Here is a 15,902-nt window from a genome sequence, read left to right on the forward strand (position 1 = left end):
CGAACTGATAGTCCTCTGGCAGTGACTCCACACGTGCCATCATCATTTTGTACTCTTTTTTATCACCAATCATTTTTTTGAATAATTCCATCATATTATTTTTCTCCTCCTTTTTATAAAGCTCAACAAGACACTCCAAAAATTATCGGTGCGGAATATCTTATGATGTCAGATTGACTTCAAGACGTTGATTTTTGATGTTACAAAACCCCATTTTTCCCAAAACAATTCAAGTTCTTGGCGGCCATCCTCATTAAGCGAGTAGAATTTGCGGGGCGGCCCCATATCTGAAGGTTTCTTCTCGATATTCACCAGTTTTTTCTTTTCTAATCGCACAAGGATGGTGTAGACTGTCCCTTCCACGACTTCGGTAAAACCTAGCTCGCTCAATCGGCGGGTAATCTCATAGCCATAGGTCTCATGGCGGCTGATAATTTCCATTACGCAACCTTCGAGCGAGCCCTTCAGCATTTCAGTTAAATTCTCCATGTTCAGATCCTCCTCTAATTTGCCCCTCCTCTAATCAGTATCACTTATATTCAGTAAAACATAGTACCGAGGGAAATTATTACTCAACCGAATCCTACTTAGTAATACTTATTACCTGTACATCGTATCACTGAGTACCAGAGAATGTCAACTACTTTTAATTTTTTTTATCCCCCTCACTATTCATCTTTTCAAATACAAGTTACCATAGTTAATTATAATCATCCCTGTTCTTCCGTACTAATTATGAAAAGTTAATTATTGGAATAATTATCCAACTTAACTGAAGAATAAAATACGTCTTACATTTAAAGAGGAGCATCTTCTAAGAGAAAACTCCTCTATTTTTGATATAATGTTATTCTTCAATATTAAACCATGGACCTGAAGCTTGGATCACACTCCATAGTTTTTCCGGAAGCTCCAGCTCATGAACTTCGGAAGCCTTTATAGCAGTTTGAATTTCGGACTCTTTTCCACCTTGAACCTTTTCAACCCAGTCTGGATCTGTAATTAAGGCGTGTCCTATCGCAGCTAAATTAAGACCTTGCTCTAATCCTTTTGCAATATCCTCCGGCGTTACCATAGAACCCGCAGCCAAAACCGGAAGTCTGCTATTAACATGGTTAACGATCAATTCCAGATATGTTGTTTCATCTTGCCTATCCACTGGCTTTGAATAAAGAGCATCAGCTAGTGAAGCATGCATATAATCCACTCCCTCTTCAATCAGTCGGTCAATTAATACATAGGTATCCTTCATTCTTAAACCGCCTTCTTGATGTTCCTCAGGAGAGATTCGGTAACCCAAAATAAATGGTTTTGTAGCATGGTTTTTGATGACGTTTTTCATTTTATTAATTACGGCTAGTGGGAAACGAAGGCGGTTCTCCATTGATCCTCCCCATAGATCCTCACGTCTGTTGAAGAAAGGAGAGAAGAAGTTTTGAAGTAAAAATCCGTGCGCACCATGAATTTCAACTCCATCAAACCCTGCTTCAATGGCTCTTCTTGTTGTTTCTCCAAACGCATGAATCACTTCCAATATCTCATCGTGCGAAAGTTCTCTCGGCAAAACGGAAGGAGCAAATCCAGTTGCTTCCGTCTCTACAGCACTGGAACTAACCACTTCTCCATTTGGTGTAAGGTTCGGGAGTGCTTTGTTACCTGCGTGGAAAATTTGTAGTACCGCAGCAGCTCCCCCGCTTTTTGCTGCATTCGCCAATTTTCGTAAACTTGGGATGAATGTATCGTCATAAGCTGCAAATTCATTTGTAAAACCTATTCCATTAGGTTGGACATGCGTACATCCTGTTATAACTAAACCTATGCCTTTCACTCTTCTTCTGTAATATTTCACTTCACCATCTGAGATCGTGTAATCGTCATTACTGGCCCAAGTAGTCATGGGTGACATTACAACCCGATTTCTAAGGGTAATTCCATTGTTAAATGTGAAGGATGCAAACAAGTTGTTATAATTTGTGTTCATTTTCTAACCTCTTTCTAATTTTTTTAAACATTAGTCATTGTTGTTGGCTTAAGTTAAAGCGTATATTCGATTCCCAACCGAGTAAAAAAGCAATCTTCTGCTCCTTGTTGATAGCCGATTAATGATAAGCAGATTACCAGTTGATGAGCACAAACAACATTGGTAGAATGACATCATAAAGTATTCGAGTAACTCGAAGACAATAGCATGGAGGTGCGACATTTTGATTCAGACATTACATGAACCAAAATATACGGTAAAAGATGTATCTGAAATAACTGGACTTACAAAACATACGATTCGTTATTATGATGACCAACAATTAATTCCTTTCGTTTCAAGAGACAGTAATAACAATCGCTTATTCTCAGACCATGATCTGGATTGGTTGCGAATGGTACACTCCTTTCGTATTTCAGGCTTGCCGATTTCAGAAGTTAAACATTATATTGCGATGTGTTTGCAAGGTGACGAGACGATTCCTGAAAGGGCTGAGCTTGTTACAAAGCAAGAAAAAGAACTTGAAACGAAGATCAATAAGTATAATCTTCAATTAATGCACATCAAGGAGAAGAAGGCTTACTATAAAAGTGTCTTATCTGGTCAATTGAATGATACCTGGAACCCAGTTAACAATAACCCAGAATGCGGAGAAAAATATGATATACCTGAACATATCAAATCAGCATCAAAAGCTCATGTTTCACCTTAAAAGATAGTCTAGGGCTTCGTGTGCACACGAAGTCAATTTTTATTTAATTGTCCCTCCACACCTCTCAACTTCAGGGCGCAGATCCTCCAACGGCTTATCCAGCCACTTGTCTTCAGTGTACCGATAAAATAAAAAAGCCGCTAAAATAGCGACTTTGAATGGACAACTGCTACTACTGTACATTGACACAAAGGCTAAGCTGCCCGTTAGTGAACAAAAGCAGCCGATCACATTGGTCAGCTGCTTTCTTAGTTGTATTGAGCTATCGTTACCCGCTAGCGTAATTGACTAAGTAAGGTTTAATTATCTTGAAAGTGTTTTGATCAGTCACACGTCATCGGGACACTGCTGTCTCTTCTTTAGTGAACTCTAGTTTGTTGGTTTGATGAGCCTCATTTAATCAAGTACGTTTTTCCGTGAGATACGTTCTGACAGGAGGAGCAGTATATAATGAAAATTGATTAAGTATCCCTGCCGGAGTTTGATCTATTAAGACCATATCCCGAACGTTCGGTTGCATGAAACGTTCTCGGTCCATAACATTAAACATGGATACAATGGGATCGAAGTACTGATTAACATTCAATAAACCACAAGGCTTTTGATGCAGACCAAGCTGGCCCCAAGTAAATATTTCAAAATATTCTTCTAATGTCCCCGGCCCGCCTGGGAGTGAAATAAATCCATCTGCTAATTCAGCCATTTTGGCTTTACGTTCATGCATAGAATCGACCATAATAAGTTCAGTCAAACCTTTATGCGCAATCTCACGAGTCTGTAAAAAATGAGGAAGCACTCCAATTACACGGCCCCCTTTTTCCAACACTGCATCAGCAACTTCTCCCATGAGCCCAGTAATAGCGCCTCCGTAAATCAGGGTGATTTCGCGACTCGCTAGTTCATGACCCAGTTCTATTGCAGCTTCTTTGTATATTGCAGATTTTCCTTCTTTGGAACCACAGAATACAGCAATTGATTTCATAGATACATTTTCTCCATTTCTTTTGTTAAATGCTTCATACTTTCTATATATTACAGGTGAAACTATGACATCTTTATGTCATAATTAGATTAAAAATTTTGGGGGATCTCCGTGAAAATTGAAAGGATTTTATCGATAGTGTTACTTTTGTTAGAACGTAAAAAAGTGAGTTCCTCTGAATTCGCGAAAATGTTTGAGGTCACTCCTCGTACTATCTTTCGAGATATCGAAACCATTACCAAAGCCGGAATTCCAATCACCTCTTCCCCTGGTGTGAATGGTGGCTTCAGTATTATGGAGCGTTACAAATTTGAGAAGAAGATCTTTACGCAAGCGGAGATATTAGTTTTAATACTTGGATTAAACAGCATCCATTCAACTGTTTCTAGCGATGAAGTCTTGAACGCTATTGCTAAAGTGAAATCATTGATCTCGGAAGATGAAAATCGACTGGTAGATAAACTAATAACAATTGATCCTTCACCTTGGTTCGGAAGTACTCATGTCAAACCACCTGAATTGGCGCAAATTAGAACCGCAATTGAAGAGGACCGCTTAATTACATTTGAATATCTAGATCCTTTTGAAGGTATGACTCCTTTGGAACTCACCATTGAGCCTTGCCGACTAGTATTGAAAAATTCAGTGTGGTATATGCAAGGATTTTGTACAGAGAAAGGGGGATTCCGAATGTTTAAGGTTTCCCGTATTTCTTCTCTTGTTACTCACCATGATACATTTAGGAAAAGACAAATCGAAGACGAGGTTTTAGATATAACGGAGAAAGAAATTATACATTTAACTCTGCTTTTTGACCAATCACTTATTCCTTATATGAGCGAATACTGTGGAGAGAACAACATTCGCTTCTATGAAGGTGTTAAGTGGATAGCAAAGTTCCCCTTCATTGGAAATGACCATGGATATACTCATTTACTTAGCTTTGGGGACAAATGCGAATGTCTCGAGCCTGAACATGTAAGAAGCGAGTTAACCAAACGAATTGAGGGTATTTACAAAATCTATTCCAATTGAAAAAAACGCATCGATTTCTTCCATCGGTACCTTTATTACATTCTTCAATATCCCCTGCCTCGTGTTAAATCGCTCTGTGAAAAAAGAAAGGCTCGCACAGGCAGGGTATTATTACTTCCTGCCCCATACGAGCGTCTACGTTAGATTGCACTCAAACGGTTGATCCGGATGTGTACTTTTAGTAATCGTTTCATTTCATGTAGCGATATTCTAGTAGATCCTTCAAATTTGAGATTTTCTGCAGCAGCTTCTCCCCGACATTGGTTTCCCTCACCAGCTTCCGCTCCAGTTCTTTGTCCACCAATCTTTTTACAGATAACACGTCCGTTCCGTTACATAACACATCTTCTTTTGAATTAAATTTCTGATGAGCGACGAGCTGCATGCCAAAGGAATTAAACAACAAGGTATATCCGGCAATGCCCGTTGTGGATTGATAGGCTTTGGAGAAACCGCCGTCAATCACGATCATTTTTCCGTTTGCTTTAACAGGGCTCTCTCCACGACTTTCTTTGACTGGCGTGTGGCCGTTAATGACATGTCCATGATCTGGATTCAAATCAAACTCCAACAAGATTTTTCGACAGATCTCTTCATTTTCACGTAAATGGTAGTAAGGATTCTTTCTCTCCTTATGTGCTTCTTTATCTTGGATAAAATAACGTTCAAAAGTGGTCATTTCTCTCTTTCCAAAGAGCGAGGAACATTCCCCTGTCCAGATGTACCATACCATATCCGTCGCCAGATCTTCAGTCTCTTCCGGATGCGCAAAGGCGTAACGCAAATAATCTTCAAAAACATCAAGCAATTGACTGCCCGCATATGTCTTGCCTTCAATCTTCATTTCTTCCATATTTCCTTCTTCATCCAAAGGAATACAGCCGTGGATTAACAAATTCCCGTTGTATTTTAAATAAAGGCTACCCTTTTTCATGAGAAAATTCATATGTCTGGCCATCTTTTCGGAATGCTGAACGGAGAACAACAGCTTTTCCATCACCAGGCGTTCTTCCTCCAGCAATTGTTCAGGCTTCTGCGGATTTACGGTTGCGAAACAGGTGTTTTCCAGTAGGTACGTTTTACCGCAGATTTTGATTTCATTTTTGTCGTAATCAATCTGCTCCAGCAAAAGTCTTTCAGACATATTAAAGTATGGGCGTCTCTTGATAATCGGGATTTCAAGTTTAAACTGGATCATAGCAATGGCTTGGTGAATTTTGGTGATCTGCAGAATTTCTTGCTCCGATACGTTATAGCCAGCCTGTATCTTAGGTCTGAAGGGCGAATTGTCTTCATAGTATTTCTCCGCCAAGTTTAGTAATGGGCGTAGATTGATTCCGTATACATCTTCAATGATGTCCAGATTGTCGTATCTGGCGCAGATCCGGATAATATTCGCAAGGCAGACCAGAGAACCCGCATAAGCACCGATCCAGAGGACATCATGGTTCCCCCACTGAATGTCTACAGAATGGTAGTTGATTAGCGTATCCATTATTTTATCGGGGTCCGGACCCCGATCATAGATATCTCCAACCACATGAAGATGGTCAACCACCAGGCGCTGGGTCGTATAAGCAAGGCCGATGATGAGCTTGTCCGCCTGGCCCAAGGATATAATTTGTCGATATATTTCCTCGTAATAAGGGTCCTTATTGTTGGTCGTATCCGTCTTGTATAGAAGCTCTTCTACAATATATACATACTGCTCCGGCAGAGCTTTACGCAATTTCGAGCGCGTATACTTGGAAGAGGCATAAGAAATAAGCATAAGCATTTGTTCAATCGTTTGTCTATACCACTGGTTCAAAGCCTGTTTATTGCACAGTTCCCCTATAACCAGCTGTATTTTTTCTTCCGGATAATAAACCAACGCCGCAAAATCATTGATTTCTTGATCCGTCCAAACCTCCCGGAATAATTCTTTGATTTTCTCTTTGACGGTACCCGAACCGTTTCTTAGGACATGCTGAAAAGCCTGGAACTCCCCATGCAAATCACTGACAAAATGCTCGGTTCCCTTCGGGAGATTGGAGATCGCCTCAAGGTTGATGATCTCTGTTATGATTTTTTCTTCCGTATCATATTTCTCGGCCAATAAATCTAGAAACTGCTCATCCAAAACAGATGTCCCCCTTCAAGGAAGTATGGTGATGTATAGGTCATTAAGGCTCGAAGATATCGCTCCAAGGACAATCCTTTTGAACAATAGCTAAAAAGAAAAACATTAGTTTTTTGGTAACTCTTTAGCTGTATGGTTAACAATAAAAATAAAATTATTTATATGGTGATTATCAGCACTGCCTTTCCCCATCATACTCCCGTTTCTCATATATGAACAAATTTTATTAAAAGGATGTATTTTGGATTGCTCATTTAAGCTAACTCACTCACGTAATATCCGACTGCTTAAAACTTTCGATCCCTAACTATAATAGTGATTATGAATGATACAACTATTCTTCAGTTATTTTGAAAAACGGTAAAACTTAAATTAATTAAGAGCCATTCAATGGAACTGTCATAGAAGTTTTACTCGACCTATAAGTGTTTCACATTAACCACATCTGGTTTGCTTGAATCCCAGCTCCGATATATACCGAAAAATAAAAAAAGCCGCCAAAATAGCGACTTGTACCCTGGATAGATGGTTTCAATGACAGCGTCGGTATGTGTGGTGCCGGTCTTTGCCTCGTATGTGGTTCCACTACCAGGATTAACGCATAAGGTTGAACTCCTCTTCCATTTTTTGTAAAATTGTTCGTGAGAAGGCTGTTATCCGAGCTTTGATGAGCGAACACATTAATGGACACGGTGTCTCTGGACGAAGCGCCTCCTCCCTCTTCCCCGTTGCCCCGATTTGAGGATGAACATCCCGCCAGTGCCATAGACAGAAGAAGTAAACAAGCAAGTACGATTAATCCTGTTTTTCTCAAATAGACCCATTAATGGCGGACAATCTAACCAATACTAATAGCTTAAAGACCCCTCATGGGGGTCTTTTTTTAATTTATTTACTCCTCACATTCATGGATCTTATGTTAAGCCTCCGTTTTCAATGCAGGCCTGTCTTTTATGAAATATTGATTCACCAGAAACTTCATCATTTCATTTGGCTGTTTTTGAGAGAATTCAGCATGATCTGCAAAAAGCATTCCATACGGTGACTCTTGGGTATAGGGTACCCATTGGGCCATTTCCTCTCCAGTTGAATCCTGTCCATTTGGATCCCCTGTACGAATGAAGTTGGCCCAATAATTGCACATCTGGCGGGCCAAATCGTAATGTTTGCCGATAAATGGCCGCCAACATTTAGCTAGAGTTTCAAAGAAAAACCAGAGATCCACCGAGTGGAAGGTACCCGGATGGTCCCATCCTGGGATCTCGGCATCAAAATTGTAATAGTACAACGGGGAATCGGAACCGAGACCAGCGTTAGCTTGCGCGGCTATGCGAATGGCATATTCAATAGAACTTACCGAGGCCTTCTTCTTGCTCTCTTCTATGTTGATCGACTGATTACAGCATAGCTCCAGAAATACATCGGCATCTTCACCGAACATGTCTATGGCCAGCTTCTTAAGATCTTCGGATGTATCGGCATCTGGAACGCTGAAAAATTCGGAGGACGTGTGACCCATCATAATTGGCACCCTCCACCACTTGTTTTGAAGGAATAAATCAAACGGATTGCCTACACTGAATACCTGATCTACAACGGTCCCCCAAAATCCCTGGTACTTCACTGCCTTGTCGCGTAGTTCGACCGCACCTATCTGCCTTGCTTCCGCAAGCGAAGATACGCCGAGATACTTAAAAAACTCCACGCCGTCCTGTTCGGCTTCAGTTAAATGACTCCGAAGCGAAGGCATGCGGGTTCCCGGGTAGAGAGCTGTAAAGATTCCACTTTGAACAATCGCCTTTTGAAAGAGCCCCTCATTCTGAGGAGAAGTAAGCTGGGTCATGACGCTGCCGCCTCCTGCGGACTGGCCACCGATCGTGATATTATCCGGGTCTCCACCGAAAGCTGATATATTGCGTTTGACCCATTTTGTGGCTGCCTGTTGATCGAGATTGCCGAAGTTGGCGGGTGCTTCTGGTGCTTCGGCTGTAATTTCAGGATGGCACAAAAAACCAAAAACATTGAGACGGTAATTGATCGTGACGACCACGATTCCTCTCCTAGCGATTCGTTCGCCATCGAATTCCATTTCAGCCGTATGGCCGACCTGAAGTCCCCCGCCAAAATACCATACATATACAGGTAGTTTCTCATCGGTGTGTTTGGCCGGGGTCCATACGTTCAGGTAAAGGCAGTCCTCGTCCATAGCGATATTCGGCTCCACAGCCCACTCCCGGGTATAGATATTGTTATCATCGATCTCCTGCTTCACCTGCATCGAAATCGGCGCGAATTCGTTCGCCTTAAGCACACCTGCCCAGTCCTTGGCTGGCTGTGGGGCACGCCACCTGTTCTCGCCCACAGGTGGCGCGGCAAACGGTATCCCCTTGAAACTTGTGATTCGTGGGTCGGCTGCCGGCAGTCCCTGAACCAACCCATTTTCAACTTTTACAGTTCGAAGCATTGTTTAACATCCCCTTCTATATATGAGCTCGTGGAAAACATCCTGATATATTCATAAACTTGGTTTTGAACGTATGAGATACTCTTTTCCCTGGGTCTGGTTATCGGCTGGATTCGATTATTTGAAAAGACGTTTCGAAAACAGATACAGATCGTTTTTCCACACAGGCCATTCATGTCCCCCGCTCTCCTCATACCAGATGTGTGGCACTGCCTGCTGCTCCAAATATTGCTGTACGCTGACACTAATTTGGATAAGATTGTCCTGATCACCGCAGGAAATCCACAACAGCGACAAAAGCGAAGAGGCTTCCGTAGGGTTAGGTATGAGTACTTCCGGAGCTTTGGTATTCGGAGCAGGGGAAAAGGCACCGACCCAAGCAAATTGTTGGAGATTAGTTAGCCCGATGTTTAAGGACTGGCCTCCCCCCATGGACAAGCCAGCTATGGCTCTGTTTTCCCGAGTGATGCCCGTTGGATAATTGGACTCTATATAAGGGATAAGGTCATGAATCAGGTCTGCTTCAAACCGTTCAAAAGCATTTATTTTCTCTGGATCAAAAAGGTCTCCCTCGGCTCGATCATTAGGCATCGCACGACCATTGGGAAAAACCACAATCATCGGTTCAAGCAGGTTGTCGTTGTATAGATTGTCGAGAATAATCTGCGGAGCACCATGATGATGCCATTCCATCTCATCCCCACCGATTCCATGTAGCAAATAAAGCACAGGATAGGTTAGTTCGGAAGAAAATCCTGGTGGCGTGTACACCATTGCTTTACGTGAATTTCCGACGGTTGTGGAGTCATATTCTATCATCTCAATTGCTCCGCGTAGTATATTTTCGCGGTATTGGTCAAATCCAGCCGGTGCTGAAGATATCATGTACAGTACTCCCTTCACTAATTGTATTAAGCTTTTTAGTTGAATTTATAGCCATCGTTCGTTAACCGACATAGCCAAATCCAAGAATTGTGAACCGTTTATCCTTATGAGCTTCTGCCATTTCAATCTCGACCATGTGTTCTCTGACGTGCTTCTCATTAATCAGGAGCATGGCATGACAGCATGTCCAGTTCACTTCATGCGGATCGGCTTGTTTGGTGAGGATGCCATTTACTTTAATATGGGCTGTTCCGAACTCCTCGCTCCCGGAGTCTTTGAAGATCAAAATTAGACGTCTGCACCGCAAATGCAGTCTGAAGCTCTTGGCTTCTTCCATTTCTCCGCGGGCGTACATCCAATTATTCGGGAAGAGCGGCGTAGTATAATTATGATCGTCCAGCTCGGCCATCTGCAGATCAGTATCCGTTTGACGGAAGCAACCTGTGTCAATTCGGGCGAGCAGCTCTGCATTCTTCCGATCCAGTAACGTAACATTGACGAAATCATCTCCGATCAGAGGTGATCTACTCAGATCATGGTCTTCCTGATCCAGTTCGGAACGGTTCACTGCACCAAACAGGTGACCCAGTGAATCGGCCATAATTCGATGTCCCAAGTTGGTCGGATGATAAATATCATGAAAATATTGTTCTTTGGATACGATATTACCCTCGTCCTTTGTCTTGCGAAATTGCTCAACCAGAGCATCCTTCATGCTCACCATGGGCAAATCGTAATGCCAGCCTACCGGAGCCAAGCGGTCCTGTAGATTCCAGTCGTTCTCAAAAACACTGAATAGCAGGATGACCGCTGGCTTGTTATCCGCAGAAATCGCTTTCAAAACTAAGCTCTCGTAACAGTTTCCTCTGGTCTCATCGTCAGCGTCGTTTACCGCAAATTCGATGATGACGATATCTGGCTGAATCGTACCGTCCCGGAGTACATCCCGTTCATAACGTACAACACCAAGTTCAGAAGGTGTTCCTCCTACACCCGATTTGACAAAATGTATGGAACTGCCGTCTGAAGGGGCAAACATCGCCTTGAACCGCTCATACGAGCGATAAGCGTAACTTCGAAGATGAATCGGTTTAGCACCAGCACCATGGGTAACAGAACCCCCGATGTAAGCCATAACGACAGGTTCACCTTGCTGAGCTTTCTCAATCGCTCGTTTTAATCTGACATTGTTTCCCTTGTTTAAAAGAGAGCGGCCAATCATCTCGATATATCCTGGGGAGTGGTAATCAAACTCAGTCTCGTAAGTCGATTCCGCCACTCCCACGGGATCGCGCGGTGCAGACATCCCCTGGTGTTTATCTTCTTCTGCCACATCTCCTGCATCGCCAAGCATGCTACATCACCACCATTCTTTTTTATCAGAATGCTCCTTCTTTCCGAGTATACCGCTTACCTAATTTCACAGTAACCGGATAAAGTATAGGATTTTCTCAAATATATCATTTCAAGTCGGGTATTTAATGCATGACAAAGAAGACCTAAGATTTCTGGTGTAAACGCTTTAATTTGAATACTTCTGTCATGATATAATTTGATCGACGACTCAAATGAAGGAGGATTACGATGAATATTACGGGTCAAGGGGCTTATGATACAGGTACATATACCAATTTCTTTCACAAGTTGGGTTTTGAACAGTATGAGATAAACGCAAAGCTGGAGCAAACATGGAATGAGCTATTCTACGGAAACGAGAATACGCGAATCTATTATCCGATGGGTGAGGACAAAGGGTATTTACTCGACACCGGTAATAACGATGTTCGCTCCGAAGGCATGTCTTATGGCATGATGATGGCTGTTCAGGTGGACAAAAAAGAAGAATTTGATCGGCTCTGGAATTTTTCTCATACGTTCATGCAGCATGCTGAAGGTCGATACAAGGATTATTTTGCCTGGCACTGCAAACCTGATGGAACCCGCCTATCACAAGGTCCTGCACCTGATGGTGAGGAGTTTTTCGCTATGGCTCTGTTCTTTGCTTCTAACCGCTGGGGTGATGGCGCTGCCCCTTTTAACTATAAGGAACAAGCCAGAAGAATCCTCCGCGCATGCATTCATCAAGGTGAAAATGGCGAGGGAGATCCCATGTGGGACCCGGAAACCAAGCTGATCAAGTTTGTACCGGAATCACCATTCAGCGATCCATCCTACCATCTGCCCCATTTCTATGAGTTGTTTGCATTATATGCGGATGAAAGCGATCAAGTCTTCTGGAGAGAAGCAGCGGGGGCAAGTCGAGCTTATCTTCATACCGCCTGTCATCCTGTAACCGGGCTTTCGCCTGAGTATGCGAACTATGACGGGTCGCCCGCCCCTGTTCAGCCGCATGGTGATTTTAGACACTTTTACAGCGATGCTTACCGGGTTGCCGCTAATATTGCTCTAGACTGGGAATGGTTCCGCAAGGACTCCTGGCAGGTAGAACAATCCAATCGAATTCAGTCCTTCTTCAGCAGCATTGATGTTGCCGAATATCGTAGATATACCATTGAGGGTGAACCGTTTGATGAACCTTCCTTGCATCCGATCGGTCTGCTCTCTACCAACGCGATGGCCTCACTGGCTGCAGATGGTCCACATGTGGAACATTTTGTACGCCTCTTTTGGAACACCCCCCTGCGTCAGGGTGAGCGCCGCTATTATGATAACTGTCTGTATTTTTTCAGCTTGCTGGCTTTAAGCGGCAGATATCGGATGTATTGATCATAGAGCAATGATTCATCGTAAAAACGAGTTCATATGCATCAAAGCGCATCGCGCAGACTGAAATTTCAACGAAGAGAGGACCTTACCGGGCATAACAGCCGGGAAGGTCCTCTTGTGTATTGGCGTTAATTGCTAACAGCAATAAATTTCCATTGTTGATTCGTTGCACCCGTGTAAGTATTCTGCTGCAACTTGGCACCATCGGATGTGGAAGCGTTTTCCACTTCAATCGCTTTGTTGCTGTTTACGTTAATGATACTCCAATATCCATTGCCCAGATCGTTGACTTTGAAATGCTGTGCGGTCGTGTTCAGATTGCTCATGAGCTGCACCGCTTCACCGTTTGTGAGGGTACCGTTTCGAATATCAATCACTTTGTCCGGTGAGTTCACGCTGGTTAGTGTATAGCTGCCGCCGCCGATGGAGGTCAGAACCCACTTCTGAGGATTGCCGCCCAGATCGCTCCATTGCTGAAGCTGAAGATTGTTTTGATTTTGCCCCCCAGGAACGTCAATGACCTTATTGGAATGTCTGGCCACAATTTTGTAGGTTGCACCTGACACAAGCCCGGTTGTGGGTCCGCCACCATTTCCACTACCTGGATACGATTGAGCACGTTCATGGTACCAGTTGAACAGGAATCGTCCCATGGCACTTCGGGATGCATCTCCATCCCATTTCAGTCCGGCTGTTGGATCGGCAAAAGAACTGCGTTGACCCGGCTCAAGAATGAAGCCGTTCATGTGAGCTGCGATGCTAACGTTACCTGCCGCGTTGAAGATGGTTCTGGTATTGGTACCGAAACCTTCGTTGCTGCCATTAAACAAGTTCCAATAGGCCGAATCCCCAGGTTTGTTCTTAAACCAGGTTACTTCGGTGATGTTGATCGGATACTTGTCTGCGGCTGCCTTGACATTGGTATTCCATTGATCTTGCAAAATGGAGAAGTTATCATATGCGCCGTAGCCAGGATACCAGTGCACCGCATATCCATAATTGTTCTGCGGGTCCGTTAATGGATGGCTTGCTGTCAGACTGTAAAACTGGTTGTACCCCAGACCTGCAGCCCAGATTACGTTATCGGCACCCTGGTTACGAATCGTGGAGATGATGGAGTTCTGGAAATTACGCAGATCATTCCAGTGATCCACAAAATCGTTTTCCCCGTTGTATCCGCCCCAATGTCCATTCGCATACGATTTCACTGGCTCGTTAATCAGCTCGAAGTGAACGTTGTCTGCACTTTTAATCTCCGGACGAGACGCAAGATATCCCCAGATTTGATTGAATTTCTGCAGGTTGGAAGCGGTGGTTGCCTGGTCATCCTTCAACGTAAAGTCGAGTCCCAGTACCACATAAACACCCTTGGTTTTGGCATATTGAATGTACGGGATAATGACGTTCTGCGTAACGGTCTGCACACCGGCAAAATTATATGTACCCGCCGCCACATCACCCATGTCCTGACGATCTATGAACAGACGTACCTGATTCATGTTCCAGCCATGATTGCTGCCGTATTTCGGGCTTGTGTCCGCAAACGTATCCGTAATGTCTTTCAGGTAGGCCAGTGTAGCCGCATGACGATTGTTGCCGTGCAGATTAAGATAATAATTGCTGTCCTGATACGTCCAGTAAGCACCTGAAGGTTGATGCCATCCGTTCAAAAGCACAGGCTGATTGTTGCTATTCACCAGATTCTTGCCACTTACGTGAAGCTTGCCCATAGGCATGCCAACCCACGCCTCAGCGCGGCTCCCTCCCCATGGAGCAATCGTAATCAGTAAAGCCAAAACGAGTAAAAGTTTACAAGACAAAGACATCCACATCTTTTTCACTTTATATCCTCCTGTCATGATCGATTGCTTTTCCTCAATGCAATATCCGATGAATTGCAGCAAAGTCTAAGTAGACTAAGCATCGGTTGGCGCACGCTTCCGCAACCCGTTCCATACGTTCAGTCGCAAGACTTCTCCCCCCTTTAGATCGTATCGATCTGTCTCGGATCTTTCTTCACTGTTAAAGCTAACGTTTTAGCCAACGATACCTGTACGTTCTACACTCTCCACGAAATAACGCTGTACGAAGAGATAGATGACAATCAAAGGCAGAATGGCGAGTAATATTCCCGTATCCTGAATCATGCTCAGATAGAAAGGATCAGCCTTAGAGGCGCCATCACTCACTTGCTGGGCCAGATTATACGGAAGCGATGACAGTTGAGTCGACATGACCTTGCTCGAAGTCAGATACGTGGTCGTGTAGAAGCTATCATTCCACTGCCATACAAAGGAAAACAACATCACGGTCACCATGGATGGAATCGCATTCGGCAGCATGATTCGGGCAAAGGTTCGCCCGATGCCTGCCCCATCCACGTAAGCCGCCTCTTCCACTTCCTTCGGGATGCCGCGGAAGAACTGACGAAAGATGAAAATATACAATCCGGCTTTAAGCGAATTGGCCGTAATGGCGGTCAGAATGAACGGCCAGTAGGTATTCAGCAGGTTCACCGGTTTACCGGCAATCAGTGTCATCAAGCCCATCAGGTCGAAGCTTTTCAGATTGAGATACACCGGAATCAAAATGGTCGTGGGCGGGACAAGAATCGTGAGAATCACACCTGCAAACAGCAAATTGCTCCCCTTGAACTTCAACCGGGCGAAACCATACCCTGCAAGGGCACAGGACGCTGTAGTTAACAGTGTTGTTGTCGCTGACAAAAGGAAGGTATTCAACAGTGTCGCCCAGTAATCCATAACCCGAATAGCCTGCTGAAAGTTATCAATCGAGAAATTCTGGGGAATCCATACCACCACAGCGGAATACAGATCACCCTTGTCTTTGATGGACGTTGAGATTTTCTGAAATATTGGAAAGAGGATAACAAAGGAAAGTCCGGTAATCAGTACGAACCGAATCACAGACCAGAGCCAGCCTTTCCAGTGTTCCAGCGATAATAATCGAGAAGTCGTCACGCTGAACGTCCTC

The 15,902-nt window shown here is 43.7% G+C and carries 13 protein-coding genes; 3 read left to right on the forward strand and 10 right to left on the reverse strand.

The annotated features are described in order from the left end of the window. The 3 genes from HP548_RS01180 to HP548_RS01190 all read right to left on the reverse strand — a co-directional run. Positions 1-94: DUF1048 domain-containing protein (locus HP548_RS01180; RefSeq protein ID WP_175380668.1), on the reverse strand; the 94-nt coding region annotated here is incomplete at its 3' end. 74 nt (positions 95-168) lie between these two features. Continuing rightward, positions 169-489, reverse strand: coding sequence for a PadR family transcriptional regulator (locus HP548_RS01185; RefSeq protein ID WP_175380669.1), 321 nt, complete (start codon positions 487-489; stop codon positions 169-171). A gap of 358 nt (positions 490-847) precedes the next feature. Further along, positions 848-1,981: an NADH-dependent flavin oxidoreductase gene (locus HP548_RS01190; RefSeq protein ID WP_175380670.1), complete on the reverse strand. Its 1,134-nt coding sequence runs from the start codon at positions 1,979-1,981 to the stop codon at positions 848-850. 223 nt (positions 1,982-2,204) lie between these two features. Here HP548_RS01190 and HP548_RS01195 point away from each other — a divergent pair, with 223 nt between their 5' ends. Then, positions 2,205-2,693 (forward strand): MerR family transcriptional regulator, encoded by a 489-nt coding sequence (locus HP548_RS01195; RefSeq protein WP_175380671.1) that lies wholly within the window; start codon positions 2,205-2,207, stop codon positions 2,691-2,693. A gap of 400 nt (positions 2,694-3,093) precedes the next feature. Here the strand turns inward: HP548_RS01195 and HP548_RS01200 are convergent, their stop codons facing one another. Continuing rightward, positions 3,094-3,675 (reverse strand): LOG family protein, encoded by a 582-nt coding sequence (locus HP548_RS01200; protein WP_099859337.1) that lies wholly within the window; start codon positions 3,673-3,675, stop codon positions 3,094-3,096. A gap of 111 nt (positions 3,676-3,786) precedes the next feature. On the opposite strand from HP548_RS01200, the gene HP548_RS01205 reads away from it, so the two are divergent. Then, the gene (locus tag HP548_RS01205; protein ID WP_175380672.1) at positions 3,787-4,710 is read left to right on the forward strand and encodes a WYL domain-containing protein; all 924 of its coding nucleotides are present in this window, start codon (positions 3,787-3,789) and stop codon (positions 4,708-4,710) included. A 190-nt stretch (positions 4,711-4,900) separates the two neighbouring features. Here HP548_RS01205 and HP548_RS01210 read toward each other — a convergent pair whose 3' ends face one another. The 4 genes from HP548_RS01210 to HP548_RS01225 form a co-directional block, all read right to left on the reverse strand. Continuing rightward, entirely contained in the window at positions 4,901-6,832 is a 1,932-nt protein-coding gene (locus HP548_RS01210) for a fructose-1,6-bisphosphatase (RefSeq protein ID WP_175380673.1), read from the reverse strand. Between the two features lie 919 nt (positions 6,833-7,751). Beyond that, positions 7,752-9,296 (reverse strand): carboxylesterase/lipase family protein, encoded by a 1,545-nt coding sequence (locus HP548_RS01215; RefSeq protein WP_175380674.1) that lies wholly within the window; start codon positions 9,294-9,296, stop codon positions 7,752-7,754. Positions 9,297-9,413: 117 nt separating this feature from the next. Beyond that, positions 9,414-10,181, reverse strand: a complete 768-nt coding sequence (locus HP548_RS01220; protein ID WP_175380675.1) for an alpha/beta hydrolase — start codon at positions 10,179-10,181, stop codon at positions 9,414-9,416. 61 nt (positions 10,182-10,242) lie between these two features. Then, the gene (locus HP548_RS01225; RefSeq protein ID WP_175380676.1) at positions 10,243-11,535 is read right to left on the reverse strand and encodes an SGNH/GDSL hydrolase family protein; all 1,293 of its coding nucleotides are present in this window, start codon (positions 11,533-11,535) and stop codon (positions 10,243-10,245) included. Between the two features lie 230 nt (positions 11,536-11,765). Here HP548_RS01225 and HP548_RS01230 point away from each other — a divergent pair, with 230 nt between their 5' ends. Next, positions 11,766-12,908: a glycosyl hydrolase family 8 gene (locus tag HP548_RS01230; RefSeq protein WP_175380677.1), complete on the forward strand. Its 1,143-nt coding sequence runs from the start codon at positions 11,766-11,768 to the stop codon at positions 12,906-12,908. 128 nt (positions 12,909-13,036) lie between these two features. On the opposite strand, the gene HP548_RS01235 is transcribed toward HP548_RS01230, so the two are convergent. Next, positions 13,037-14,740 carry an RICIN domain-containing protein gene (locus tag HP548_RS01235; protein ID WP_246317861.1) on the reverse strand — a complete coding sequence of 568 codons (1,704 nt, stop codon included), beginning with the start codon at positions 14,738-14,740 and terminating at the stop codon, positions 13,037-13,039. Between the two features lie 204 nt (positions 14,741-14,944). Then, positions 14,945-15,889 carry a carbohydrate ABC transporter permease gene (locus HP548_RS01240; protein WP_175380678.1) on the reverse strand — a complete coding sequence of 315 codons (945 nt, stop codon included), beginning with the start codon at positions 15,887-15,889 and terminating at the stop codon, positions 14,945-14,947. Between the last annotated feature and the right edge of the window lie 13 nt (positions 15,890-15,902).

It is taken from the genome of Paenibacillus taichungensis, assembly GCF_013359905.1.
GTDB classification, from domain to species: domain Bacteria; phylum Bacillota; class Bacilli; order Paenibacillales; family Paenibacillaceae; genus Paenibacillus; species Paenibacillus taichungensis.

Bases quoted from the DNA above. Each gene is read 5' to 3' on its own strand.
- HP548_RS01235 (WP_246317861.1), bottom strand. From the start codon at position 14,740: ATGTGGATGTCTTTGTCTTGTAAACTTTTACTCGTTTTGGCTTTACTG.
- HP548_RS01225 (WP_175380676.1), bottom strand. From the start codon at position 11,535: ATGCTTGGCGATGCAGGAGATGTGGCAGAAGAAGATAAACACCAGGGG.
- HP548_RS01185 (WP_175380669.1), bottom strand. From the start codon at position 489: ATGGAGAATTTAACTGAAATGCTGAAGGGCTCGCTCGAAGGTTGCGTA.
- HP548_RS01190 (WP_175380670.1), bottom strand. From the start codon at position 1,981: ATGAACACAAATTATAACAACTTGTTTGCATCCTTCACATTTAACAAT.
- HP548_RS01230 (WP_175380677.1), top strand. From the start codon at position 11,766: ATGAATATTACGGGTCAAGGGGCTTATGATACAGGTACATATACCAAT.
- HP548_RS01215 (WP_175380674.1), bottom strand. From the start codon at position 9,296: ATGCTTCGAACTGTAAAAGTTGAAAATGGGTTGGTTCAGGGACTGCCG.
- HP548_RS01200 (WP_099859337.1), bottom strand. From the start codon at position 3,675: ATGAAATCAATTGCTGTATTCTGTGGTTCCAAAGAAGGAAAATCTGCA.
- HP548_RS01220 (WP_175380675.1), bottom strand. From the start codon at position 10,181: ATGATATCTTCAGCACCGGCTGGATTTGACCAATACCGCGAAAATATA.